Source organism: Piscinibacter defluvii, assembly GCF_004011805.1.
GTDB lineage: Bacteria > Pseudomonadota > Gammaproteobacteria > Burkholderiales > Burkholderiaceae_C > Piscinibacter > Piscinibacter defluvii.
In genome coordinates this window covers 329,799-352,916 of record NZ_RCHJ01000006.1, presented here as the reverse complement: position 1 = coordinate 352,916, position 23,118 = coordinate 329,799, and the positions used below count along the sequence as shown (strand labels likewise).

At 72.1% G+C, this 23,118-nt stretch carries 21 protein-coding genes and 1 pseudogene; 8 read left to right on the top strand and 14 right to left on the bottom strand.

Translation table 11 applies throughout. The annotated features are described in order from the left end of the window. Positions 1 to 20: 20 nt before the first annotated feature. The 5 genes from D9C15_RS19315 to D9C15_RS19295 form a co-directional block, all read right to left on the bottom strand. A complete protein-coding gene (locus D9C15_RS19315; protein WP_128000087.1) occupies positions 21 to 1,127 on the bottom strand; it encodes a TRAP transporter substrate-binding protein in 1,107 nt (368 codons plus the stop codon). Between the two features lie 178 nt (positions 1,128 to 1,305). After that, a complete protein-coding gene (locus tag D9C15_RS19310) occupies positions 1,306 to 1,869 on the bottom strand; it encodes a YceI family protein (protein ID WP_128000086.1) in 564 nt (187 codons plus the stop codon). A gap of 22 nt (positions 1,870 to 1,891) precedes the next feature. Then, positions 1,892 to 2,461, bottom strand: a complete 570-nt coding sequence (locus D9C15_RS19305; RefSeq protein ID WP_128000085.1) for a YceI family protein — start codon at positions 2,459 to 2,461, stop codon at positions 1,892 to 1,894. Between the two features lie 52 nt (positions 2,462 to 2,513). Further along, the gene (locus D9C15_RS19300; protein WP_128000084.1) at positions 2,514 to 3,074 is read right to left on the bottom strand and encodes a YceI family protein; all 561 of its coding nucleotides are present in this window, start codon (positions 3,072 to 3,074) and stop codon (positions 2,514 to 2,516) included. A 13-nt stretch (positions 3,075 to 3,087) separates the two neighbouring features. After that, a complete protein-coding gene (locus D9C15_RS19295; RefSeq protein WP_128000083.1) occupies positions 3,088 to 3,624 on the bottom strand; it encodes a cytochrome b in 537 nt (178 codons plus the stop codon). Positions 3,625 to 3,825: 201 nt separating this feature from the next. On the opposite strand from D9C15_RS19295, the gene D9C15_RS19290 reads away from it, so the two are divergent. Then, entirely contained in the window at positions 3,826 to 4,782 is a 957-nt protein-coding gene (locus D9C15_RS19290; RefSeq protein ID WP_128000082.1) for a hypothetical protein, read from the top strand. 15 nt (positions 4,783 to 4,797) lie between these two features. On the opposite strand, the gene D9C15_RS19285 is transcribed toward D9C15_RS19290, so the two are convergent. Then, positions 4,798 to 8,361, bottom strand: coding sequence for an indolepyruvate ferredoxin oxidoreductase family protein (locus D9C15_RS19285; protein WP_128000081.1), 3,564 nt, complete (start codon positions 8,359 to 8,361; stop codon positions 4,798 to 4,800). Between the two features lie 141 nt (positions 8,362 to 8,502). Between D9C15_RS19285 and D9C15_RS19280 the strand changes: the two genes are divergently transcribed. Next, the gene (locus D9C15_RS19280) at positions 8,503 to 9,042 is read left to right on the top strand and encodes an Lrp/AsnC family transcriptional regulator (RefSeq protein ID WP_128000080.1); all 540 of its coding nucleotides are present in this window, start codon (positions 8,503 to 8,505) and stop codon (positions 9,040 to 9,042) included. Positions 9,043 to 9,045: 3 nt separating this feature from the next. On the opposite strand, the gene D9C15_RS19275 is transcribed toward D9C15_RS19280, so the two are convergent. Together D9C15_RS19275 and mltA are read right to left on the bottom strand one after the other, a co-directional pair. Continuing rightward, entirely contained in the window at positions 9,046 to 9,678 is a 633-nt protein-coding gene (locus D9C15_RS19275) for a DUF6515 family protein (protein WP_128000079.1), read from the bottom strand. 75 nt (positions 9,679 to 9,753) lie between these two features. Beyond that, a complete protein-coding gene (gene mltA / locus D9C15_RS19270; RefSeq protein ID WP_240668467.1) occupies positions 9,754 to 10,896 on the bottom strand; it encodes a murein transglycosylase A in 1,143 nt (380 codons plus the stop codon). Here mltA and D9C15_RS34370 point away from each other — a divergent pair. Next, entirely contained in the window at positions 10,895 to 11,020 is a 126-nt protein-coding gene (locus D9C15_RS34370) for a hypothetical protein (protein WP_259372609.1), read from the top strand. The two genes, mltA and D9C15_RS34370, sit on opposite strands and share 2 nt — an antisense overlap. On the opposite strand, the gene tlpB is transcribed toward D9C15_RS34370, so the two are convergent. Both tlpB and apaG read right to left on the bottom strand, forming a co-directional pair. Further along, positions 11,009 to 13,006 (bottom strand): transporter-like protein TlpB, encoded by a 1,998-nt coding sequence (tlpB, locus tag D9C15_RS19265; protein ID WP_128000077.1) that lies wholly within the window; start codon positions 13,004 to 13,006, stop codon positions 11,009 to 11,011. The two genes, D9C15_RS34370 and tlpB, sit on opposite strands and share 12 nt — an antisense overlap. Before the next feature lie 7 nt (positions 13,007 to 13,013). Continuing rightward, a complete protein-coding gene (apaG, locus tag D9C15_RS19260; protein ID WP_128000076.1) occupies positions 13,014 to 13,388 on the bottom strand; it encodes a Co2+/Mg2+ efflux facilitator ApaG/CorD in 375 nt (124 codons plus the stop codon). Positions 13,389 to 13,414: 26 nt separating this feature from the next. Between apaG and rpe the strand changes: the two genes are divergently transcribed. Further along, positions 13,415 to 14,095, top strand: a complete 681-nt coding sequence (rpe, locus tag D9C15_RS19255) for a ribulose-phosphate 3-epimerase (protein ID WP_128000075.1) — start codon at positions 13,415 to 13,417, stop codon at positions 14,093 to 14,095. Here the strand turns inward: rpe and D9C15_RS19250 are convergent. Next, complete coding sequence (locus D9C15_RS19250; protein ID WP_128000074.1) at positions 14,092 to 14,964, bottom strand: DnaJ C-terminal domain-containing protein; 873 nt, start codon at positions 14,962 to 14,964, stop codon at positions 14,092 to 14,094. The two genes, rpe and D9C15_RS19250, sit on opposite strands and share 4 nt — an antisense overlap. Before the next feature lie 52 nt (positions 14,965 to 15,016). Next, positions 15,017 to 17,287 (bottom strand): tetratricopeptide repeat protein, encoded by a 2,271-nt coding sequence (locus D9C15_RS19245; protein ID WP_128000073.1) that lies wholly within the window; start codon positions 17,285 to 17,287, stop codon positions 15,017 to 15,019. A 129-nt stretch (positions 17,288 to 17,416) separates the two neighbouring features. On the opposite strand from D9C15_RS19245, the gene D9C15_RS19240 reads away from it, so the two are divergent. From D9C15_RS19240 to D9C15_RS19230, 3 genes are all read left to right on the top strand, one after another. Continuing rightward, entirely contained in the window at positions 17,417 to 18,946 is a 1,530-nt protein-coding gene (locus tag D9C15_RS19240; RefSeq protein WP_128000072.1) for a hypothetical protein, read from the top strand. 175 nt (positions 18,947 to 19,121) lie between these two features. Then, a complete protein-coding gene (locus D9C15_RS19235; protein ID WP_128000071.1) occupies positions 19,122 to 19,751 on the top strand; it encodes a hypothetical protein in 630 nt (209 codons plus the stop codon). A 45-nt stretch (positions 19,752 to 19,796) separates the two neighbouring features. Beyond that, on the top strand, positions 19,797 to 20,324 hold the full coding sequence (locus D9C15_RS19230; protein ID WP_128000070.1) for a hypothetical protein: 528 nt from the start codon (positions 19,797 to 19,799) through the stop codon (positions 20,322 to 20,324). Positions 20,325 to 20,333: 9 nt separating this feature from the next. Here D9C15_RS19230 and D9C15_RS19225 read toward each other — a convergent pair whose 3' ends face one another. Further along, positions 20,334 to 21,818 carry an aminotransferase-like domain-containing protein gene (locus tag D9C15_RS19225; protein ID WP_164886783.1) on the bottom strand — a complete coding sequence of 495 codons (1,485 nt, stop codon included), beginning with the start codon at positions 21,816 to 21,818 and terminating at the stop codon, positions 20,334 to 20,336. 175 nt (positions 21,819 to 21,993) lie between these two features. Here D9C15_RS19225 and D9C15_RS34590 point away from each other — a divergent pair. After that, a pseudogene (locus D9C15_RS34590) lies at positions 21,994 to 22,182 on the top strand (DUF2917 domain-containing protein); the annotation flags it as partial. 51 nt (positions 22,183 to 22,233) lie between these two features. Here D9C15_RS34590 and D9C15_RS19215 read toward each other — a convergent pair. Next, on the bottom strand, positions 22,234 to 23,079 hold the full coding sequence (locus D9C15_RS19215; RefSeq protein ID WP_128000067.1) for a lipase family protein: 846 nt from the start codon (positions 23,077 to 23,079) through the stop codon (positions 22,234 to 22,236). Positions 23,080 to 23,118 lie beyond the last annotated feature (39 nt).

Below are 23,118 nucleotides of genomic sequence, written 5' to 3'. Positions count from 1 at the left end.
CCGTGTTGGAGCGACGCCTCCTACTTCTTGCCGAAGTAGTGGTTGTAGGCCATCTTGAAGTCGACCATGTAGTCGTTCTGCCACGAGCCGGCGCGCTGCGCGAAGGCGCGCTGGCTGTCCAGCACCTTCTTGAACAGCGCGTTCTCGCCGCCCTTCTTCTCCATGATCTTGTCCCAGGCGGCGAGCTGGGCGCGCAGCACGGCGTCGGGCGTCTTGTAGAAGTTGACACCGGCCTTCTTCAGCTCGATGTAGTCCTGCGAGTTGCGCTGGATCGCCTTCCAGCTCATGTCGGCGCTGGCGGCCTGCACGGCGTAGTCGATCATCGCCTTGAGCTCGGCGGGCAGCGCGTCGTACTTGCCCTTGTTGAACAGGATCTCGAACTGCTCGCCGCTCTGGTGGAAGCTCTGCAGCATGCAGTTCTTCACCACGTCGGGGAAGCCGAGCAGGCGGTCGCTGGAGGCGTTGTTGAACTCGGCGCCGTCGATCAGGCCGCGGTCCAGCGCCGGCACGATCTCGCCGCCGGGCAGCGGGTTCACCGCCGCGCCCATGTCGGTGTACATGTCCACCGCCAGGCCGACGGTGCGGAACTTGGTGCCCTTCACGTCCTCGACGCGGGCGATCGGCTTCTTGAACCAGCCGAAGGGCTGGGTCGGCATCGGGCCGTACAGGAAGGACACCACGTCGACGTTGATCGACTTGTAGATCTCGTCCAGCAGCGCCTTGCCGCCGCCGTAGTAGTGCCACGCCAGCAGCATGTTCGGGTCCATGCCGAAGGCGGGGCCGGAACCCCACAGCGCCAGCGCCGAGTTCTTGCCGTAGTGGTAGGCCACCACGCCGTGGCCGCCGTCCAGCGTGCCCTTGGCCACGCCCTCGAGCAGCTGGAACGCCGGCACCACCGCGCCGGCGGGCAGCACCTCGATCTTCAGCCGGCCGCCGGCCATGTCGTTGACCTTCTTCGCGAAGTCGAGCGCGTACTCGTGGAAGATGTCCTTGGTCGGCCAGGTGCTCTGGAAGCGCAACGAAGTGGTCTGCGCCTGCGAGACCATCGGCGCGGCCAGCGCACCGCCGACGGCGGCGGTCTTGAGGAAGCGGCGGCGCGGGGCGGGCGTCGGGGTCTTCTTGCTCATGAGGCGTGTCTCCTGATGTCGGTGGATGGGGCCCGGCGGTGAGGCGCCAAGCCGAGCGCGAAAGACTATCGAATCAGGAACGCCGATTCACAAGTGGAGCTTTCCCCGGGGAACTTGTCGGACGATGCGACAAGTTGTCGGACCGCGGGTTTCCCCGCGGGCCGATGTGCACGGCGGATCAGGGTTCGCGCAGCGCCTCGACCTGCACCTGCAGGCGAACGCGGTCGGCCACCAGCGGCAGGCCGAAGGTCATGCCGAAGTCGCTGCGGCGCAGCTCGGCCTCGAAGTCGCCGCCGCAGCGCTCGCGGCCGGCCTCGGGGTCGGCGCGGCAGCCGAAGCGCAGCGCACGCAGCGCCACCACGCGCGCCTGCCCGCGCAGCGTGAGTTCGCCGCGCACCTCGCGCAGCGTGCCGCCGTCGAACACGAAGCGTTCGGCGACGAAATAGGCCTCCGGGTATGCGGCCGCGTCGAACAGGTCCGCCTCGCGCAGCCGCCGGTCGAGCGGCGGCCAGCCGGTCGACAGGCTGGCCAGCGGGATCGCCAGGCCGACCCGTCCGCGGCCGGCCGCGGCGTCCAGCGTCGCGCTGCCGACCAGCGGGCCCAGGCGACCGCGCAGCGACGAGGTGCCGAAGTGCAGCACCTCGAACTGGACGAAGCTGTGCGACGGGTCGAGCCGGTAGTCGGCCGCGACGGCGGCCGTCGCGGCGCAGGCCAGCAGGCCCAGCGCGGCGGCGCGGATCATGGCCGGTCGCCGCCCGTGCCGCTCACTGCTTGATCGCCTCGATCTGGATCAGCAGGCGGATGTTGTCGGGGATGCCCGGCAGGCCGTAGCTCATGCCCCACTGGCTGCGCGCGATGGTGGTCTCGAAGTCGCCGCCGCAGACCTCGCGCTTGAACATCGGGTTGTTGTAGCAGTTGAAGTTGTTGGCCTTCAGCGTGACCGGCGCGCTCTTGCCCAGCATCGTGAGGGTGCCGCCGATCTCGCTGACCTTGTCGCCATTGAAGGCGAACTTGTCGGCCACGAACTTCGCGCTGCCGTGTTCGGCGGCGTTGAAGAAGTCCTTGCTCTTCAGGTGGGTGTCCAGCGGCGCCACGCCGGTGCTGATGGAGCCGATGTCGATGGTGATCTCGGCCTTGCCGTTCTTGGCGGCACGGTCGAACGTGACCGAACCTTCCTTGCGGTCGAAGCGGCCGCGGATGGTCGAGGTGCCGAAGTGCAGCGCCTCGAAGGTCACGAAGGTGTGCGAGGGATCCACGCTGTAGGTGGCGCTCTCGGCACGGGCGAGGCCGGCGGCGGCGAACAGGGCCAGGGCGATCAGGGAAGGCTTCGTCATGGTGCGGTCGGTGGGTTGGGGAAGGGTTAAGGCGGGGTGGGTCGGGAAGCGGTCAGAGCGCGGCGACGCCGGTCAGCGCGAGCTTGAAGCGCACCTGCACGTCGTTGGCGACCATCGAGGTGTCCTTCCAGTCGCCGTCGCCGATGCGGTAGTCGAGCCGCTTGATCGTGAAGGCGCCGGTGGCGGTGGTGGCGGCGCCGGACTGGGCCAGCGCGACGGGCACCACCACGTTCTGGCTCGCGCCCTTGATGGTCAGCGTGCCGGCCACCTCGAACTTGCCCGGGCCGGCGGGCTTGACCGCGGTGCTCTGGAAGCGGGCCTGAGGAAACTTCTTGGTGTCGAACCAGTCCGGCTTGACCACCTCGGCCTCGACCTCGGCCGAGCCGAGCGTCACGCTGGCCAGGTCGATCGTGAAGGCGATGCGCGCCGCCTCGGGCTTCTTGGGGTCGAACGCCACCTGGGCGTCGAACTTGCGGAACTGGCCGTCCACCGGCACACCCATCTGCTTGCTGGTGAAGGCGATCTCGCTGCCCGCCGGCTGCACCTGCTGCGCTGCGGCGCTGCCGCTCCAGGCGGCGACGGCGAGGGTCGAAACGATGACGATGTTCTTCATGGGGATGGTTTCCTCAGGCGCGCCGCGGGCGCATGCGCTCGAGCAGGCCGTCGCGGTCGACGAACTGGTGTTTCAGGGCGGCGGCGATGTGCACGAGCACGAGTGCGCCGAGCGAGAAGGCCAGCACCTTGTGCGCCAGCTTGAAGACCTCGGACAGCGGCTTGTCCACCGGCACGAAGTCCGGCAGCGGCAGCACGCCGAACAGCACCACGGGGAAGCCGGCCGAGGAGGTGTAGGCCCAGCCCGCCAGCGGCACGGCGAAGAACAGCAGGTAGAGCAGGCGGTGCGTCCAGTGGGCGGCGGCGGCCTGCCAGGCCGGCATCGGCGGGTCGGCCGGCGGGCGGTGGGTCAGGCGCCACAGCAGGCGCAGCGCCGACAACGCCAGGATCGTGACCCCGGCCCACTTGTGCCAGTTGTAAAGCTTGAGCCGCTGGGGCGACATCGGGAGGTCGGCCATGTAGACGCCGACGCAGAAGCTGCCGAGGATCGCCAGGCCCAGCAGCCAGTGCAGCAGGATGGCGGTGGTGGTGTAGCGCGGGGTGCTGGCCATGTTCGAGGACGTTCTTGGAACCGATGCCCGACGTACGGGCCGCCGCGGCGGACGGACGCACTGTAGGCGGCTGTCAACCGCAGCCGCTTCACCGCCGTTGATGCGTGCGTTCAAAAATCTTGCCAGCACGCGATTGCGTCGCCGCAACGCGAGGCAACATGTCGGCGTTAGAGTGCGCTGGCTCACTCCGAGGAGATGTCCATGATCCGTCCGCCGCTGTCCAAGTTCCGTACCGCCGGTGCTGCCGTGCTCGCCGTGCTGCTCGCCGCCTGCGGTGGCGGCGGCGACGGGCCGCTGCCGGCCCCGGAGATCACCGTCAACATCAACCTGCAGAACCAGCAGCAGGTGGCGCGGGCCAGCTTCGGGAGTTCGGTGTCGGGTGCCGTCGGCGGCTTCACCGGGGCGGGCTCGGGCGGCGCCGTCTCGCCGCTGGTGGTCAAGCGCGCGCAGTCGGCGGCGCTGGCCACGCGCAAGCGCATCGCCGAGGACGTGTCGGCCGAACTCTGCCCGGGCGGCGGCGCGGCCGACGCGACGGCCACCGACACCGCGCCCCCCGGCGAGAGCGTCGGCGACTCGGCCCAGGTCACCTTCATCAACTGCGACGACGGTGCCGGCACCGTGGCCAGCGGCGTGCTGCGGCTGACGATCAGCTCGCTCGGTTCGTCGAGCATCGGCTTCGCCATCTCGACCTCGAACTTCTCGGTGCGCGACACGGCCACCGGCTACACCGCGTCGCTGGACGGCAGCTTCGGCCTGTCGCTGCAGGTCAGCCCGGGCGTGATCACGTCGCGCCTGAGCGTTGCCAACGAACTGGTGCTGGATGCCAGCGTCGGCGCGATCAGCGACACCGTCTCGCTGCTGCGCGGCTACGCGACCGAGGCCACCTACACCGTGTCCGACGCGACGACCCGCGCCGTCGCCGCCGGCCCGGTGGACTCGGTGGCCTCCGGCGGCACCTTCGACCTGTCGACCCCGCAGGCGCTGGTTCAGACCGACAACGAGGCCTACCCGCACGCCGGCCAGATCCTGGCCGTGGGCAAGACCGGCAAGCTGCGCGCCACCGTGCTGTCCAACACCCAGGTGCGACTCGAGGTCGACGAGGACGGCAACGGCACCTACGAGCGCAACACCGTCGTCAACTGGACCGACCTGCTCTGATCCGGCGGGGCCCGATCAGGCCGCCTGCCGCGCGCCGGCGCCCTCGCGCCAGCGCGCCTGCAGCGCGGCCCACTTCGGCCGCGCTGCGGCGAGGTGGCGCGCCTTCACGTGGCCATAGCCGCGGACCTCTTCCGGGATGCGCGCGATCTCCACGGCCAGCGGCAGGTTCTCGGCGTTCAGCCCGGCCAGCAGTTCCTCGATGGTGCTGCGGTACTCGCCGATCAGTGCGCGCTCGGTGCGGCGCTCGTCGGTGCGGCCGAAGAGGTCCAGCGCGCCTCCGCGCAGGCCCTTGAACCTGGCGAGCACGCCGAAGGCCTTGAGCATCCACGGGCCGTAGGGCTGCTTGACCAGTTCGCCGCGCTCGTTGATCTTCGCGATCAGCGGCGGAGCCAGGTGGTAGTGCAGCTTGTAGTCGCCCTCGAACTGCGCGGCGACCTTGTCGAGGAAGTGCCGGTCGGTGTGCAGGCGGGCGACCTCGTACTCGTCCTTGTAGGCCATCAGCTTGAACAGGTAGCGCGCCACCGCCTCGCTGAGCCGGGTGCTCGACAGGGGCGCCTCGGCCGCGCGCACCTTCTCGACGAAGGCGCGGTACTGCGCCGCGTAGGCGCTGTCCTGGTAGCCGGTCAGGAACTCGACGCGCGTGGCGATCATGTCCTCCAGCGAGGGCCGCTTGACGAACTCGATCACCTGCGCCGGTTTGAGCAGCAACTGCACCGCCGCCAGGTCATGCGCCGCACGCCGGCCCCATTCGAAGGCTGCCTTGTTGTTCTCCACCTGCACGCCGTTCAGCTCGATGGCGCGCAGCAGCGCGGCCTTGGACAGCGGCACGCGCCCCTTCTGCCAGGCGTAACCCAGCATCAGCGGGTTGGTGTAGATCGAGTCGCCCAGCAGGCCGGTGGCCAGCGCGTCGGCGTCGAACGCGCCGAGCCCGTCCGGGCCGACCGCGGCCGCCACCGCCGCCTCGCAGTTGCCGCCCGGGAACTGCCAGTTCGGGTTGTGCACGAACGAGGCCGTCGGCGTGCCGTGGGTGTTCATGGCCACGAAGGTGCGGCCGGCGCGCATCACGGCCAGCGTGGCCTTGTTGGCGGCGACGATCGCATCGCAGCCGATCACGAGGTGCGCCTCGGCGGTGCCGACCTTGGTGGTGTGGATCGCCTCGGCCCGGTTGGCGATCTGGATGTGGCTCCAGGTCGAGCCGCCCTTCTGCGCCAGGCCCGCGGCGTCCTGCGTGACGATGCCCTTGCCCTCGAGGTGCGCGGCCATGCCGAGCAGCTGGCCGATGGTGATCACGCCGGTGCCGCCGACGCCGGCGACGACGATGCCCCAGGCCGTCTCGGCCAGCGGCAGCGCGGGCTCGGGCAGTTCGGGCAGCGCGAACGGGTCGGGCCGCGCCGCCTTGTCCTTCTTCGCCGACTTCAGCTGCCCGCCCTGCACCGTGACGAAGCTCGGGCAGAAGCCCTTCACGCAGGAGAAGTCCTTGTTGCAGGTGTTCTGGTTGATGCGGCGCTTGCGGCCGAACTCGGTCTCGATGGGTTCGACCGACAGGCAGTTGGACTGCACCGAGCAGTCGCCGCAGCCCTCGCACACCAGCTCGTTGATGACCACGCGCTGGTCGGGTTCCGCCATCGTGCCGCGCTTGCGGCGGCGGCGCTTCTCGGTGGCGCAGGTCTGGTCGTAGATGATGACCGTGCAGCCTTCGACTTCGCGCAGCTCGCGCTGGATGCGGTCGAGCTCGTCGCGGTGGTGCACGGTGACGCCCGGGGCGAGCCGCACCGGCGTGCCGCTGTACTTCTGCGGCTCGTCGGTGACGACGACGATCTTCTTCGCGCCCTCGGCCTCGAGCTCGCGCGTCATCTGCGCCACGTCGAGTTGGCCGTCCACCGGCTGGCCACCGGTCATCGCCACCGCGCCGTTGAACAGGATCTTGTAGGTGATGTTCACGCCCGCGGCGATGCTCTGGCGCACCGCCAGCAGGCCGGAGTGGTAGTAGGTGCCGTCGCCGAGGTTGGAGAAGACATGCCGGTCGGTGGTGAACGGCGCCTGGCCGACCCACGACACGCCCTCGCCGCCCATCTGGCTGAAGGTGACGGTGCTGCGGTCCATCCACACCGCCATGTAGTGGCAGCCGATGCCGGCCACCGCACGCGAGCCCTCGGGCACCTTGGTGCTGGTGTTGTGAGGGCAGCCGCTGCAGAACCAGGGCGTGCGATCCGCGCCCCCCGTCTTGATCTCGGCGAGCGCGCGCTCCTTGGCCTCGATCAGCGCGACGCGCGCGTCCATGCGCGCCGCGGTGTCCGCATCGACGCCGAGCTTCTTCAGCCGCCTGGCGATGGCCTTGGCGATCAGCGCGGGCGTCAGGTCGGCCTGGGCGCGCAGCAGCCAGTTCTCGCTCGGGTTCGGGCGCGACCATTCGCCGCCGGAGGTGTCGCCCTCGGGCTCGTCGAACTTGCCCAGCACGTTGGGCCGCACGTCGGGCCGCCAGTTGTACAGCTCCTCCTTGAGCTGGTACTCGATGACCTGGCGCTTCTCCTCGACGACCAGGATCTCCTGCAGCCCGAGCGCGAAGCTGCGCGTGATCGTCGCCTCCAGCGGCCACACCACGTTGACCTTGTGCAGCCGGATGCCGAGCTGCCGGCAGGCCGCCTCGTCGAGGCCGAGGTCGAAGAGCGCCTGGCGGGTGTCGTTGTAGGCCTTGCCGCTGGCGATGAGGCCGAAGCGGTCGTTCGGGCCGCTGATCACGTCGTGGTTGAGCTTGTTGGCGCGCACGTAGGCGAGCGCCGCATACCACTTGTGGTCGAACAGGCGCGCCTCCTGCTCGAGCGGTGCATCGGGCCAGCGGATGTGCAGGCCGCCGGGGGGCACGGGGAAGTCCTCGGGCAGCAGGATGTTCACGCGGTCCGGGTCCACTGCGATGCTGGCCGAGGATTCGACGATCTCCTGGATCGTCTTCATCGAACTCCACACGCCGGCGAAGCGGCTCATCGCGAAGGCGTGCAGGCCCATGTCGAGGATGTCCTGCACGCTGGAGGGGAAGAACACCGGCAGGCCGCAGGCCTTGAAGATGTGGTCGCTCTGGTGCGCGGCGGTGCTGCTCTTGGCGATGTGGTCGTCGCCGGCGATCGCGATCACGCCGCCGTGCTTCGCGGTGCCGGCCATGTTGGCGTGCTTGAAGACGTCGGAGCAGCGGTCCACGCCCGGGCCCTTGCCGTACCAGAGGCCGAACACGCCGTCGAACTTCTTGCTCTGCGGGTACAGGTCGAGCTGCTGCGTGCCCCACACCGCAGTGGCCGCGAGCTCCTCGTTGACCCCGGGCTGGAACACGATGTTCTGCGCCGCGAGGTGCTTCTTGGCCTGCCAGAGCGCCTGGTCGTAGCCGCCCAGCGGCGAGCCGCGGTAGCCGCTGACGAAGCCGGCGGTGTTGAGCCCGGCCATCGCATCGCGCTGGCGCTGCAGCATCGGCAGCCGCACCAGCGCCTGCACGCCGCTCATGAAGGCGCGGCCGCTGCCCAGGCTGTACTTGTCGTCGAGGGTGACGCTCTCCAGGGCCTTGCGGATGGCCTCGGGAAGGGGTGCGTTCATGCGGTGGTCTCCAGCGGCGCGTGCGTGGCGGCAGTGTAGGCAAGGCCTTCGGGCAGGTGCTTTCCTTTGTTGCCTGAATCTGCAGTGCTCGAGCAACGATCTTGCTGAAGGTAGCCAGGATCGAACAGAATCACGCTCAACATGGCCATTCCCGGGAAAACCCCAGAGCCCGCGACGGAAGCCGCCGAGGCCCATGGCGCCGGGCTGGACCGCTACGACATCGCGATCCTGCGCGAGCTCCAGCAGGATGCGCGCCTGAGCAACGCGGAGCTGGCCTCGCGCATCGGCCTGTCGGCCGCGCCGACCTGGCGCCGCGTGCGCTGGCTCGAGGAGCAGGGCTACATCACCGGCTACAGGGCCGAGATCGACCGGCGCAAGATCGGCCTCGGCGTGCTGGCCTTCGTGCGCATCGACGCCGACCGCAACACCGTCGAGGCGACCCGCCTGCTCGAGGACGCCATCCGGCGCCTGCCCGAGGTGATCTCCTGCCACTACATCTCGGGCTCGGGCACCTTCGAGCTGCAGGTGATGGCCACCGACCTGGATGCGTTCTCGCGCTTCGCACTCGACGCGCTGATGGCGCTGCCGCACGTGAAGGACGTGCACACCAGCTTCTCGCTCGGCGAGGTCAAGTCCGGCGGCGCGCTGCCGCTGGCGCACCTGCGCGCGGCGGCGCGCTGAGGCTCAGCGCGACGAGTAGCCGCGCCCGTCCATGCAGGCGGCCAGCGCGCGCTCGAAGATGCTCGGGTCGCTCACCGCCCCCGGCTGCTGCGTGGCCCAGCGGTTGCACTCGCGCCGGTCGGTCTCCAGCTGCGCGGCGCTCTGGCCGCTGCGCGGGTAGTAGATCGGCTCGGGCAGCGGCCGCGGCGGCGGGGCCGGCGGCACCGGCGTCGCGCCGTCGGCGCCCGGCGGCGGCGCGACCACCGCATAACCGGCCGGCGCCGGCGCGTAGTACACGCCGTTGGCGTAGTAGTACGGCACACCGCCGATCCACAGCGTGACGTAGGACGGCGGCAGCAACGGCACCACGATGCCCAGCGGCGGCAGCACGACGCGGAAGCGCGTGCCGTAGGGCCGGTACCAGACCCCGCCGTGGAAGAAGAACTGCCCGTCGCCGAAGGTGACGCCGATGCTGCTGCCCGGCAGCACCGGAGCGACCCAGCCGGGCGCGGGGTAGTAGTGGTCGTGCCGGTGGCGACCGTCGAACACCGCCGGCGGCGGCGGAACGCGGCGGCTGGGCGGCGGACGGTGCCGCTCGTCGGCGGCCAGCGGCGCAGCCAGCAGGGCGGCGAGGGCGAGGGCGGCAATGCGCTTCATGGCGGCCTCCTTGGGGACGCGCCCATGCTCCGCGTTCGTCGCCGCGCCGCGATTGCGCCGACGCAAGCAAGCGTGTCAGCCCGACGGCCACTTCGGCCACAGCACCCACAGCCGCAGCGGCTGCTTCATGCGCCCGGCCTGCGCCTCGGCCTCCTCGCCCCAGCCCCAGAAGTAGTCGGCCCGCACCGCGCCGGTGATCGCACTGCCGGTGTCCTGCGCCATTACCAGCCGGCGCAGCGGCGTGCTCGACAAGGGCTCGGTGGCGTCCAGCCACACCGGCGTGCCGTAGGGAATGGACTGCGGGTCGACCGCGATCGAGCGGCCCGGCGTCAGCGGCACGGCCTGCGCGCCGCGCGGCCCGAGCGCCGGGTCGGGCAGCGGCTCCTCGCGGAAGAACACGTAGCGCGGGTTGCTCCACAGCAGCTCGTTGACCCGCTTCGGGTTGGCGCGTGCCCAGGCGCGGATCCCCGGCCAGGAGGCCTGCTCGGGCTTGAGCTCGCCCTGCTCGATCAGCCAGCGGCCGACCGACTTGTAGGGCTGGTCGTTGTGGCCCGCGTAGGCCAGCCGCACCAGGCGCCGCGTGCCGTTCGGCTCGGCCAGCAGCAGCCGGCCCGAGCCCTGCACCTGCAGCAGCAGCGCGTCCAGCGGGTCGGCCACCCAGGCCAGCTCGCGGCCGCGCAAGGCGGCCTGCGCGGCGGGCAGCGAGTCGATCTGCTGGCGCGTCCACCAGGGCTTGCGCGCGCCGAGGTCGTCCGGCGGCGCATGCAGCGGCACGCGGAAGCCGGCGCGCGGCAGGCGCTGCGCCTCGACCAGCGGCTCGAAGTAGCCGGTGATCAGGCCGTCGGCCGCGCCCTCGGGCGATTCGACGCGGTAGGGCTGCAGCCGCGCCTGCAGCCACTCGCGCGCCTGCGCATCGCTGGCCGGCACGAACCCGCGCGCGGCGGTGCACATGCCCTGCCAGCCCGGCGCCGGCCTGTCGCAGCCGCGCTGCAGCGCGGGCCAGAGCTCGCGTGTCGCATCCTGCTGCCAGCCCGGCAGCTCGGCCCAGTCCACCGGCACCCAGCGCGAACGTGCGCGCACGATGGCCGGCCCGGCCGGCGCGCTGGCCGAGGGGGCCGGGGCCGGGGGTGGGCCGTCGTCGACCAGGCTGCCGCAGCCGGCCAGGCTGCCTAGAATCGCGGCGCCCGTCACGAGCGCACGCCAGGAAACTTCGATCATGTGGCTGATTCTGCTGGAAGCCCTGCTGGCCCTCGCGATCCTGCTGGGCATCGTCTGGTGGACCATGTTCTCGGGTCGGCGGCGCGGCGAGCGCCACGACGCCGACGGCGACTCAGGCCGCTGACTCGCGCGGCGGCCACACGAACGACAGCGGCCGCGTCAGCAGCCGGCGCCGCCAGGCGCGGTAGATGCGGCTGCGGTCGGCCAGGCGGATGCCGCGCGAACGCAGCGCCACCTTGAAGGCGAGCACGAAGCTGACGGTCAGGTTCAGCACCCCGGTCAGCGCGATGCCGGCCGCGCACCACCAGAACGCACCCTCGCGCAGCAGCTCGGGGCCCAGCGCGCCCAGCGCCGCGGCGAGCTGGCCGGTGGACAGCGTCACGTGGCGCACCTCGACCGGCAGCGCGAAGAAACCCGCCACCGCCGGCACCAGGCCGAGCATCAGCCCGAGCGAGACGTTGGCCGTGAGCCCGGAGATGTTGGCGCGCCACCAGCGCGCCCAGCGCTTGGCCCGGGCATCGCCCAGCAGCGCGATGCTGCGCGGGTTCCAGGCGATCGCGCTGTCGAGCTTGTGCCAGACGAACCAGTTCTCGGCCCAGCCGGCGATCAGCGAGCTGGCGAACAGCAGCACGCCGGTGAAGGCCGCGTAAAGCGGCGTCGGCCCGAGCAGCGTCAGCGAGTGCAGCACGTACCCGGCCGTGGCCTCGCCCACCAGCGGCGCGCCGAACAGCGCCTGCCAGGCGAGCTGGCCGAGCAGCACCAGCGGGCCGGCCAGCATCAGGTTGCCGAAGATGCCGGCCGCCTGCGAGCGGATCAGGTGCGCCGCCTCGTCGACGAAGGCCTCGACCTTGGCGTCGTCGGAGACATCGGCCAGCTTGTCGGCCATCGCTGGCGCCGTCATCGCCGGCTGCTTGGTCGCCACCGTCCAGTGGCACAGGTGGATGAGCACGAAGCTCGCCGCGTAGTTGACGCCGGCCCAGAAGCCGGCCCAGAACGCCGCCAGCCCGAGCGCGCCGATCGCGAACTTGACGAAGGTGGTGCCCGCGATCACTGCGCCGCCGCCGCAGGCCGCGCGCAGCATGGCGCGGTACTCGGCGCGGTCGCGGGTGATGTAGTGCTCGCCGGTCTCGGCGTTGCGCTCGGCCACCTTGCGCGCCAGCAGCGAGTAGTGGCGCGCGAACAGCGCACGCAGGCCGCGGCGCTGCTCGGCCGCGCGCGCCAGCGTGGCGAGCAGGCGTACCAGCTCGTGCGCCGGGCGCTCGGCGAGCAGGCAGTCGAGCAGCGCCTCGATGCGGTCGCAGCGTCCGCGCAGCTGGTCGACCTCGAACACGATGCCCACCGAGACGCCGTGCTCCTCCAGGTGCTCGTGCACGCTGGCGGCGGCGCGCCGGCAGGCGGCCAGCAGCGCGCGCAGGTACTGCACCTGCTGCAGCAGCCGGCGGCTGTCGCCCGCCTGGGCCAGCTCGGCGGTGTGCTCGGCCACCGCGGCGAGCTGGCGGAACGGCCGGTCCACCAGCAGTTCGGGGCTCATGCGCTGGCGCAACGCGCCCGACAGCCCGGAGGCGCGCACCGCCGCGGCGAGGAACACGATGCCGTCCAGCAGCGGCGTGCGCCAGTCCTCGCCCTGCGCCAGCGCGGGGGCGAGCAGCGCGGCCAGGCGCGCCAGCGTCTCGTCGTCGATGGCTTCCAGCCAGGCGGCGTCGGCCTCGCGCGGGAACAGCAGCGCGAACAGCTCGCCGAGGTCGGTGGTCTCGGGCGTGTGCGGCAGCAGCCGCGTGTGCAGCCGCTGGCCCAGTTCGGCGAGGAAGTGCGTGCGCGGCGCGAAGCCGAAGTCGGCGAACAAGGCGGCGATGTCCACCTCGCGCCAGAACAGCGCGAGCAGCTCGCCGACGCGCGCGCGGTGCTCGGGGTGGCGCTCCAGCACGTTGAGCAGGTGCTTCAGGCGCAGCACCGGCGTGGGCCGCTGGCGCTCGCCCTCCAGCGGCGCGCTGCGCAGCCACTGCATCAGGCGAACCAGCCACAGGTGGCGTTCGGCCAGCGTCGCCCTCGGGTCGGCGGCGTTCAGCAGCGCGGTGAGATCCCAGGTCGAACGGCCGGACCGGGTCGCCATGCGCGGGTCAGTGCAGCGCCGAGGTCGTCGTCAGCCCGAACTCATGCACCGGCGAGTCGAACGGCCGGGCATCCTCGGTCATGCAGAAGAAGGTGCCGCGCATGGTGCCGTGCGGCGTGGCGATGCGCGTCCAGCTGGTGTACTCGAAGCGCTCGCCCGGCTTGAGCAGCGGCTGGTGGCCCACCACCGCGAGGCCGCGCACCTCCTCGACATGCCCCCCGGCATCGGTGATGACCCAGTGGCGCGCGATCAGCTGCGCCGTCACGTCGCCGGTGTTGTGGATCGTGATCGTGTAGGCGAAGGCATGCTGTCCGCTGTCCGGATCGGACTGCTCCGGCAGCGCGCGCACGACGACGGTGTTGGTGAACTCGGGCTTGGCCATGGGGGCGGATTCTAGAATCGCGGCCCATGCCGACCCCGCTGATCGCTCCATCCATCCTCTCGGCCGACTTCGCCCGCCTGGGCGAGGAGGTGCGCGACGTCATCGCCGCCGGCGCCGACTGGATCCACTTCGACGTGATGGACAACCATTACGTGCCCAACCTGACCATCGGCCCGATGGTGTGCGAGGCGATCCGGAAACACGCCGCGAAGCCCGACGGCACCAAGGTGCCGATCGACGTGCACCTGATGGTGCAGCCGGTCGATGCGCTCGCCACGGCGTTTGCCAAGGCGGGCGCGGACCTGATCAGCTTCCACCCGGATGCCAGCACGCATGTGGACCGCACGCTGCAGCTGATCAAGGCCGAGGGCTGCCGCGCCGGCCTGGTGTTCAACCCGGCCGCGCCGCTGGACGTGCTGGAGTGGGTGATCGACAAGGTCGACCTGGTGCTGATCATGAGCGTCAACCCCGGCTTCGGCGGGCAGGGCTTCATCCCCTCGGCGCTGCAGAAGATCGAGCGGGCGCGCAAGCTGATCGAGGCGAGCGGCCGCGACATCCGGCTCGAGGTCGACGGCGGCATCAAGGTCGACAACATCCGCGCAGTGGCCGACGCCGGCGCGGACACCTTCGTCGCCGGCAGCGCGATCTTCGGCCAGAAGGACTACCGCGCGGTGATCGCGGCGATGCGCGAGCGGCTGGCCGCCTAGGTTCTTCGCCGCTCCCAGGCGCGCAGCCGGCGCTGCCAGTCGGCGAGCGGCGCCGTCCCGGCTGCCGACAGGCGCTCGAGCAGCGCCTCCTGCTCCGCGCTCAGGCTGTCGGGGAACCGCGGCTCGATGGTCACCACACAATCGCCGCGCACGCCGCCGCGGTCCGGGAAGCCCTGGCCGCGCAGCCGGTAGCTGCGGTGCGCGCGGCGCAGGCGCATCTGCTGCAGCCCGGCGAGCGTCGGCACCTCGACCCAGCGCTCGGCCATCCAGGCGAAGCCGTCCACCGGCATCTCGCAGCGCAGCGTGCCGTCCGCGTCGAGCGTGAACAGCGGGTGCGGCGCGATCTCGACCTGCAGCTCCAGCGTGGCGCCGGCGGCGTGGGCCTGCAGCCGGTCGCCCGCCCGCGCGCCGGGCGGGATGCGTACCGTGTGCCGGTAGCCGCGGGCCAGCCGGCCGCGGCCGGCGCAGGCGCTGCACGGCGCCGTCGATGCCATCCAGCCGTACCAGCCGGGCCGGCGCAGCTCGCCCGCGCCATCGCAGCTCGTGCAGGCCTCGCTGCGCTGGCCGCGCACAGGCTTGACGCAGCCGGCGGCAGCCTCCTCCAGGCTGAGGCGAACGCGCCGGCGCAGCGGTCGGACGGCCGCCGCGGGGTCGGGGGCCGGCGCCGGCGATCCGGCGTCGTCCGGCCCGAGCCGGATCGTCTCGTAGGCCGTGTTGATGCGCTGCATGCGCGCCAGCGCACCGGGCGCGGCGTTGCGGTCCGGATGCCACTGCGCCACCAGGCGGCGCCAGGCCGCCTTCACCTGCGCCTCGCTCGCGCCGGGCGCCAAGCCCAGTTCGGCATAGGCGTGTTCGATCACCACGTGCATGTCCTCCTGCCGGCCATGCTAGCCGAGCAGGGCGACGCGGCACCTCGCCGCGTCACTCCGGCAGCGCGTAGCGGGTCATCGGTCCGCGCCCGCTCTGGCACAGCAGCCCGCGCTGGGCGAGCGCGGCGAGGTGCTTGGAGGCCGTGCCCGGACTCACGCCGCACAGCCGCGCATAGCTGCTCTTGCTGAGCGGGCCGGACTCGAGCAGGTGCTGCAGCACGGCGGCGATCAGTCCGGCATCGACCACGCCGACGGCCTCGCGGCCCCAGTCGTCGCGCAGCCGCCGGGCCCGGCTCAGGCCGCGGTCGAACTCGAGGCGAAGCTGCTGCACGCGCGTGTCGAACTCGGCCTGCAGCCCATGCGCCTCGATCAGCCCGAGCGCCGCGTCGCGCTCCTTCACCGCGACGGCGACGTAGGCGGCCGCGATCGCCAGGTGCGCATCGATGCGGGTGCCCGCACTCTGCGGCACCGCGAGGCGTTCGCGCAGCTGGCGCACCTCGTTCATCTCCTCGTAGTGCGCGGCCGTCTCGGCGGGCTGCAGGCGGTCGTAGACGCCGGCCTCGCGCTGGCCCAGCACCTCCTCCTTGAGGCGCCGGGTGGCGTCGGCGGCGGCCGGGTCGGCATCGGGCGGCAAGGCGTTCAGCGCAGCCGCGGTGTGCAGGTCGCCCAGGTGCTCGTCGGCCCGCCGGCCGTCCTGCAGGAAGCGCAGGTAGTAGGCCTCCGCCAGGTTGTAGTGCGCCCGCTCGGCCACCACGCGCAGCCGCGCGCCGCGGGCATGCTCGAGCGCGCGCAGGTAGTGCTCGATGCCTTCGTCGATCTTCTTCTGCCACACCAGCGCGAGGCCGAGGTTGACGTGCGTGGAGGCGACCGTCTCGGGGTCGACGGGCGACACCTCGGCCAGCTCGATGACGCGGCGCGAGTAGGCCATCGAGCGCTCCACTTGGCCCAGATGACCGTACAGCAGCGCCAGGTTGCCGTGGCAGCGCAGCACCTTGGCCTGGTTGCCGGTGCGCTCGTAGATCTGCAAGGCGCGTTGCATGGCCTCGAGCGCGCGGGTGAAGTCACCCGCGCGCCGCCAGTACTCGCCCCAGGCCTGCTCGAGCGTCGCGTGCGCGTCGTCGGGCGCGGCCTGCGCATCGTGCAGTTCGGCGGCGCGCTCGAGCACCGGCCGCGCGCGCGGGTCGTTGCGCAGGGTGTAGAGCCAGGCCAGCTGCACCAGGGTGGCCAGGTAGTGGGGGCGGGCCTCGAGCGCATCGTCGGCGCTGGCGCAGGCCCGCTCGAGGAACTCGGCGCTCTGCTGGAAACACGCAAACGCACGGTCCGCGTCGCGCGACTCGTGGAACTTGCCGAGCGCCGCGCAGGCGATGCCGGTCATCAGCCGGTCGTCGTCGGCCGAGGCCAGGCGCAGCGCCTGTTCGCACAGCCGCAGCTCCTGGTCGCCCGCACCACGCAGGCGCGCGAGGCCGGCGCGGGCGAGCAGCAGGCGCACGAAGGCACGCCCTTCGAGCGCGCCGGGCGGCAGCAGCTGCAGCAGGCGGTCCGTCAATGCATCCTGTGCCAGCGCGGGGCCGAAGCGCTGCAGCAGCTGGGCCAGCCCGGCGACATCGGCCACCTGCAGTCGGTGCCACAGCGCGGTGCGCGCCTGCCCGCGTTGCGCCGCCGAGTCGGCCAGGCGCGTGTGCCAGACCGCACGCGCCACCTCGTCGTGCAGGCCGAGCCGTTCGCAGGCCGCGGCCTGGGCTGCGCGGGCCAGCGCGATCAGCCGTTCCGAGGGCATCGGCTGGTCGAGCAACAGGTCGGCCAGCTGGCGGCGGCCCTTCTCGAGGTGGCGGTAGAAGCTGCTCGGGGCGATGTCCCACAGGCCGCACAGCCGGCTCGAGGCCGGCTCGTCCGCGCGCTCGTGGTAACGGTCGCGGAACGAGGCCATCGGCAGCATCTCGTAGTGGCAGGCGAGCGCGAGGAAGGGTCGCCAGGCCGGCGCGTCGAGCCAGGCCGTGCGCTCGATCGGCGCGCCGAAGCTCGCGCCGTCCGGGCGCAGCTGGCCCATCGCCCAGCGCAGCAGGAACTGCAGCGCGGCCAGCGGCGGCTCGTCGTCGCCGAACGCGTCGCCGGTGGCCCACAGCACCGGCGCGAGGAAACGCCGGACGCACCAGCGCGTGACCCGCGGCCGCCGCGCCAGGAGCTGCGGCAAGGCCTGCTGGCGCCATGCGCCCAGCAGCTGGTCGAGCACCAGCTCGCCGACGGCCACCGCCTGGCGCGGGCCCGGCAGGCCCGGGCGGCTCTCCTTCGAGCTAGGGGGCAGCGCGTCCGCGAGCGTCGACATGCGCGATCGATCGTCCGATCATTGTCTCGGCCGGGTGCCCGAGACGGTGCCCGGGCCCGGGTGGCGTTGGGAACGTCGGGCATGCAGGGTAGCGGTCCTCGAGCGACTGTCAATCACCAGGAGGGTTCGATGCCCAACCAGCCCGTGCCGCGGCCCTTCAGCGGGCCGTATACGTTCGTCGTGTACGCGCCCTTCGCCAGCGACGAAAACCTGAGCAACTACCACCACGGCGACGGAACGCTCGCCAAGCACCCGCTGTTCATGGCGTTGACGGCGGTGGCCCAGCAGGGCACCAACGTCTGCGCCTACATCGACCTGGTCGACGGCCCGACCTGGTACGTGCAGGGCGCCGCCCGGGCCCCGGGCTTGCTCGTGATGCCGGCAGGCAAGCAGGACATGGAGCGGCCGCAGTGCCTCGCCGACCTGCTGCAGCGCGCGCGCAGCGCCTTTCCGGGCACGCCGCTGGTGCTGTCGCTGGAAGGCCACGGCGCCGGCTGGCTGCCGCACCTGGACCGCAGCAAGGTCACGCTGGAGGCGGCGATGGACGGCGGCCCGCTCGGACCGCTGCGCTGGCGCGTGACGCCGGACGGCGGCTCGGCCGTGGGACGGGCCGACGGACGCCCCATCCTGGGCAAGGGTTCGCCCCTGCTGCCGGCCGGCTCGCCCTTCGTGGCCACCAACCACCGGCCGCTGTCGACGATGGGCCTGCGCCTGGCGCTGCAGATGGGGCTGGGTAACGTCCGCCTGGCGGTGCTGCACCTGAACAACTGCTTCAACCTGTCGTTCGAGCTGCTGGCCACCATCCAGCCCTTCGCCCAGTTCGCCACCAGCTACGCCAACTCCAACTTCTTCACCGCCGGCATGCGTTATCCGGACGTGCTGCGCCCGCTGCCGTCCCAGCCGAGCCCGCTGCAGCTGGCGCGCCGCTTCGCGGAACAGAACCGTGCCGTGCTGCCGGCGTCCGACCACCCGACCACCGGCGCGGCGATCGTGCTGTCCCGGCTGCCGGCCACCCAGCAGGCCTTCACCGGCCTGGCAAAGGCGCTGGTCGCCGCGCTGGATGCCGTCGCGACCCAGCCCGCAGCACGCAAGCTGCTGGTCGAGGCCATCCGCAAGGCCCTGGCCGGTGCGCGCCACTACGACACCTGGAACGACACCCGGCTGGACCGCCACGACGAACTGGTCGACCTGCCGAGCCTGTCCCGGGTGCTGCACACCTTCACGGCCGACGGGGGCGCGGTGGCGCGCGCGGCCAAGGTGCTGACGGCGACCTTCAAGCCGCTGACGGCGCTGCGCTACGGCGTCAAGGGCTGGCCGTGGCAGGTGCCGCACGAGGGCGTGACCCCGCCCGACCCGGCCCAGCCCACGGTGCTGTGGAACTTCGAGGGCGAGCCGTATTCGCTCAACCTGTTCTGCCCCGATCCGGACCTGGAAGGGCTGTGGGACTGGCGCTCCGCGTTCTACCTCCAGACGGACCCCTGCGCCGCGCAGCCGCTGCTGTGCCCGTTCATCACGACGACGGGCTGGCGCGACTTCATCGAGAAGTACCACACCCCGCCGGAGGTGGCGGTGCAGGAGTTCGTGTTCCGTCCCGCGCGGATCCCGGACTACCCGATCTGCAAGCGACCGCTGACGCAGAGCAACCCCGGCCAGCCCTGATCCACCGCTGACCCGCACGCGCCCCGCGCGGCCCGCCGGCCCCGCGGGGCGCGGCGCTTTCGCCGCGTCGTGCAGCGATCGTGCGATGCCGGCGTCGGTACACGGCGCCGCAGCGGGATGCACTGGGAAGCGCACGCGCATCGAATGCCTCCTCGCCAACGACGAGGAGCCTTCGATGAGCCGCCTGCACATCCTCTGCACCTGCGCCTTCGCGATCGCGGCCGCCGGCTGCGGCGGCGGCAGCAGCAGCGAAGAGGCGACGCCGCCCGCGCCCCGGGCCGTCGCCGCACCGGTCGCCGCACCGGTCGCCGTGCTGGCTGCGGCGCCCGCGCCACCGGTCACCCCCCCGCGCGACGCCGAAGCGCCGTCCGACCTGCGCCGCGAGCTCGCCCTGCTGCGCGCCGAGGTGGCCGAACTGCGCCGCCGCGTCGATGCCGGCACCTTCCCCGCCGCGCGGCCGGCCGAGCCGGAGCCGCCGCCCGTGGCGGAGGACGACCGCCTGCGCCTGGCCCGTGCCGAGGCCGGCTTCCAGCACGAGGTGCCGGATGCGCACTGGAGCCGCGCGGCCAGCCAGGACCTGCGCAGCGCCCTGGCGCAGGCCGGCGACGGAGTCGCCGCGGCCGTGCAGCAGATCGACTGCCGTGCGCGCACCTGCCGCATCGGCCTCGCGCCCGGTGCCGCCGCGTCGCTCGACGACCTGCTGCCGGTGCTGCTCGGCGCCACCGGCGGCGGCTTCACCAGCGCCGAAAGCATGCCGCGCGACCCCGGGGACAGCACGCCCGGCCTGCTCTACCTGACCCGCTGACCCCGTCGTCATCGCCCCTCTCGACCCTCTGCCTGGAGAACCACCATGAACCGACCCCTTCACCGCCTGCTGGCCGCGACCTCCCTGCTGCTGGGCTTCTTCGGCAGCGCCCAGGCCGGCCCCTGGACCACCACCGGCTCGACCTGCCTGCCCGACGACGACAGCCTCGGCACCGCGGTGCAGTCGCTGCAGTCGGTCTCGGTTGGCGGCGCGGTCTTTCCCAGGACCATCCGCGTGCGCTGCAACGTCACCGACACCTTCGACCGCAGGGGCATCGCCGGCCCGGTGGGCCTCGGGGTGCGCTTCGTCGACAGCGGTGCCGGTGCGCAGGTGTTCGTGCGCCTGTACGAGCACAACTTCGTCACCGGCGCGGTGGCGCTGCGCATGTCGCTCAACAGCGATGCCTCGCCGGCCTCGCCCGCGGCGCAGAGCGTCTGGAACTACGCCGGCTGCGGCGTCTCGCTGAACTTCAACCGCAGTGCGTACTGGATCGAGGCCACCGTCACGCGCGCCAACACGCAGGCGCAGGCGGCGCTGCACCAGGTGCGCATCGTCGACGACGTGCTCTGCTGAGCGCCGCGCTCAGGCCGGCGCCGGCGCACGGTTCGGCGCGCGCTCCGGCGCCGCCGGGCCGGCCTGCGCCAGCCGGGCCACGATCTGCCCGAGCTTCTTCAGCGCCGCCTCGGTGCGCGCGGTGAAGGGCTCGCCGTACTGCAGGCGGATGAAGTGGTCGAAGCGCCGCGTGGTGGAGAAGGCCGCACCGGGCGCGACGCCGATGTGCTCGAGCCGCGCCATCGCGAACACCTCGCGCGAATCGACGTGCTTCGGCAGCTCGATCCACAGCATCATGCCGCCCTGCGGCAGCGAGAGCCGGCAGCCCATCGGGAAGTGGCGCGCCACCGCGTCGGCCATCTGCAGCATCTGCGTCTTCAGCGCGGCGCGCAGGCGGCGCAGGTGGTGGTCGTAGCCGCCGTCGCGGATGAACTGCGCCAGCACCTCCTGCGTCACCATCGGGCAGGCCACCGAGGTGCGGAACTTGAGCGCCTGGGTCTTGAGGAAATGCCGCCCGGGCGCGACCCAGCCGATGCGGTAGCCCGGCGCGACGGTCTTGGTGAAGGCCGAGCACAGAATGATGTCGCCGTCCGGGTCGAAGTGCTTGAGCACCGGCGGGCGCTGCTCGCCGAAGTGGATCTCGCCGTAGATGTCGCTCTCGATGATCGTGATGCCGCGCTCGCCCATCATCTGCACCAGCGCGCGCTTGCGCTCCGGCGGCATCAGGCTGCCCATCGGGTTGGGGAAGTTCGGCAGCAGCACGCAGGCGCGCACCGCGCCGGGCTGCTGCGTCGCGAAGTCGAGCGCCTCGAGCGAGATGCCGTCCCTCGGATGCGTGGGGATCTCGAGCGCGCGCATGCCCAGGCTCTCGATCACCTGCAGCAGGTGGAAGTAGGTCGGCGACTCCAGCACGATGGTGTCGCCGGCCTGCGCCACCGAGCGCAGCGCGAGGTAGACCGCCTCCATCCCGCCGTTGGTGATGACGATCTCCTCGGGCCGCAGCTGCACGCCCGAGCTGACCGCACGGCGCGCGATCTCCTGGCGCAGCGCCGGGCTGCCTTCCATCTGGCAGCGCGACGCGTACTCCGGGTGGCGCCGGTTCACGCCGGCCATCAGGTGCTGCAGCTTGGCCTCGGGCAGCAGGGTGCGCGCCGGCTGGGCGTGGAACGAGGGCACCGCGAGCGGATCGTTGACGATCCACAGGAACTCCTGCAGCACCTGGTCCATGTTGACCAGCGAGGGCGGGGCCATGCGCAGGTCGAGCATCGGCTCGGGCAGCGTGGGCACGCGCGGGGCGACGAAGTAGCCCGACTTGGGGCGCGCCTGCACCAGGCCGCGGTTCTCCAGGCTGCGGTAGACCTGCAGCGCGGTGCTCATGCTCACGCCGTGCTGCTGGCTGAGCTGGCGCACCGAGGGCAGCCGCGTGCCGGCGCGCAGCGCACCGCTGGCGATGGCCGCCTCGAGCTGCCCGGCGATGCGCTGGTACAGGGGGCCGGGGGCGGATGCGGCGTCCATGCCGGGCATTGTGGACTGCGCGGCGGAGCCCGTACCAGTACAGAGGTGACCATAGGGCACCGGTACAGAGCGGCGCTGGCACCCTTCTGTGCTGGCGCAGTTCGGGCAGCGCTGGCGCTGTTGCGCCGGCGCGCCCGGCGGAACACTGGCGACCCAGCCACTCGAGGATGTCGCCATGCTCCGCTTCGAACCCCCCGTCGAGCTTCAGCTCGCCCCCGGACGCCTGCTGCGCTGGCAGCAGCACGAACCGGTGCGCCTGCGCGTGGCCGCCGGCCGCGTCTGGATCACCCGTTGCGGCGATCCCGACGACCACTTCCTCGATGCCGGCGAGCACATGCTGCTCGCGCCGCGGGCGCAGGTGCTGATCGGGGCCGAGCGCGCCGGCGCCCGCATCCTGATCGAGGCCGGCGCGGTGTCAGAAGAAGGCGCGCAGGTAGTTGACCGGCGCGTGGTCGGCGAAGCTGCGCAGCCCCACGTGGCCCGGCCACCAGGCCTGCTGCAGCAGGTACGCCAGCTTGGCGCGGCGGCCGTCGGCCTCCATCGCCGCCTCGGAGGGATCCTCGCGCAGGCGGCCCGCTGAATCGATGTAGCTCGGCGCGCGCACGTGCACGTAGTCGAGCGCCGGCGGCGGCACGCGGGTGACGATGTCGGTGCAGTTGACGTAGCGCGCACCCGGCACGCCATCCAGCGCCGCGGCGAAGCCGGCATTGCCGACCCGCGGCGAGCCGAGCGTGACGAGCAGCGAGGGCCGCAGCAGCGTTGCCGAAAGCGTGGCGATCGCCGCGCCCAGGCTGTGCCCGGTCAGCACCAGCGCCCCACTGCCGCTGCCGGCGCCACCCAGCCAGGCCTCGACCTCGGCGCGCAGGCCGCGGCAGGCGCGCGCAAACCCGGCGTGCACGCGGCCGCCGGTCTCGGGCCACTCGACGGGCGGGAAGTTCAGGTCGGTCAGCAGGTCGTCCAGGTCGTCGGGCTGCGTGCCGCGGAACGCGACCAGGCGCGTGCCGTCGCTGCTGCGCCGCGTGCCGTAGGCATAGCTGCCGCTGTCCGCGTGCACGAACAGCGTGACCGGGCCGAAGCCGACACGCCCCAGCGCCTCGTCGAGCCGCGCCCGCTCGGCCGGCAGGGTCTCGGCGCGCACGTAGGCGAGCCGGGCCGCCTCCATCGCGATCTGCGGCAGCGGCAGCACCGCACCGGCCACGAACAGCGTGGCGCGCCGTTCACTGCGGTATAGCGCCTCGCGGGTGGCGTCGTAGGGAAGCATGGGCGTCGATCATGCGCGTGCCGGCGCGTCCCGCGCAAT

What these genes read in the sequence shown, in the direction of transcription:
- D9C15_RS34370 (WP_259372609.1), top strand. Translation starts at nt 10,895, where the DNA reads ATGTGGCTGATTCTGCTGGAAGCCCTGCTGGCCCTCGCGATCCTGCTG.
- D9C15_RS19275 (WP_128000079.1), bottom strand. Translation starts at nt 9,678, where the DNA reads ATGAAGCGCATTGCCGCCCTCGCCCTCGCCGCCCTGCTGGCTGCGCCG.
- D9C15_RS19315 (WP_128000087.1), bottom strand. Translation starts at nt 1,127, where the DNA reads ATGAGCAAGAAGACCCCGACGCCCGCCCCGCGCCGCCGCTTCCTCAAG.
- D9C15_RS19250 (WP_128000074.1), bottom strand. Translation starts at nt 14,964, where the DNA reads ATGCACGTGGTGATCGAACACGCCTATGCCGAACTGGGCTTGGCGCCC.
- rpe (WP_128000075.1), top strand. Translation starts at nt 13,415, where the DNA reads ATGCCGACCCCGCTGATCGCTCCATCCATCCTCTCGGCCGACTTCGCC.
- D9C15_RS19290 (WP_128000082.1), top strand. Translation starts at nt 3,826, where the DNA reads ATGATCCGTCCGCCGCTGTCCAAGTTCCGTACCGCCGGTGCTGCCGTG.
- mltA (WP_240668467.1), bottom strand. Translation starts at nt 10,896, where the DNA reads ATGATCGAAGTTTCCTGGCGTGCGCTCGTGACGGGCGCCGCGATTCTA.
- D9C15_RS19300 (WP_128000084.1), bottom strand. Translation starts at nt 3,074, where the DNA reads ATGAAGAACATCGTCATCGTTTCGACCCTCGCCGTCGCCGCCTGGAGC.
- D9C15_RS19230 (WP_128000070.1), top strand. Translation starts at nt 19,797, where the DNA reads ATGAACCGACCCCTTCACCGCCTGCTGGCCGCGACCTCCCTGCTGCTG.
- D9C15_RS19310 (WP_128000086.1), bottom strand. Translation starts at nt 1,869, where the DNA reads ATGATCCGCGCCGCCGCGCTGGGCCTGCTGGCCTGCGCCGCGACGGCC.
- D9C15_RS19235 (WP_128000071.1), top strand. Translation starts at nt 19,122, where the DNA reads ATGAGCCGCCTGCACATCCTCTGCACCTGCGCCTTCGCGATCGCGGCC.
- D9C15_RS19285 (WP_128000081.1), bottom strand. Translation starts at nt 8,361, where the DNA reads ATGAACGCACCCCTTCCCGAGGCCATCCGCAAGGCCCTGGAGAGCGTC.
- D9C15_RS19240 (WP_128000072.1), top strand. Translation starts at nt 17,417, where the DNA reads ATGCCCAACCAGCCCGTGCCGCGGCCCTTCAGCGGGCCGTATACGTTC.
- tlpB (WP_128000077.1), bottom strand. Translation starts at nt 13,006, where the DNA reads ATGGCGACCCGGTCCGGCCGTTCGACCTGGGATCTCACCGCGCTGCTG.
- D9C15_RS19295 (WP_128000083.1), bottom strand. Translation starts at nt 3,624, where the DNA reads ATGGCCAGCACCCCGCGCTACACCACCACCGCCATCCTGCTGCACTGG.
- D9C15_RS19305 (WP_128000085.1), bottom strand. Translation starts at nt 2,461, where the DNA reads ATGACGAAGCCTTCCCTGATCGCCCTGGCCCTGTTCGCCGCCGCCGGC.
- D9C15_RS19215 (WP_128000067.1), bottom strand. Translation starts at nt 23,079, where the DNA reads ATGCTTCCCTACGACGCCACCCGCGAGGCGCTATACCGCAGTGAACGG.
- D9C15_RS19225 (WP_164886783.1), bottom strand. Translation starts at nt 21,818, where the DNA reads ATGGACGCCGCATCCGCCCCCGGCCCCCTGTACCAGCGCATCGCCGGG.
- D9C15_RS19280 (WP_128000080.1), top strand. Translation starts at nt 8,503, where the DNA reads ATGGCCATTCCCGGGAAAACCCCAGAGCCCGCGACGGAAGCCGCCGAG.
- D9C15_RS19245 (WP_128000073.1), bottom strand. Translation starts at nt 17,287, where the DNA reads ATGTCGACGCTCGCGGACGCGCTGCCCCCTAGCTCGAAGGAGAGCCGC.
- apaG (WP_128000076.1), bottom strand. Translation starts at nt 13,388, where the DNA reads ATGGCCAAGCCCGAGTTCACCAACACCGTCGTCGTGCGCGCGCTGCCG.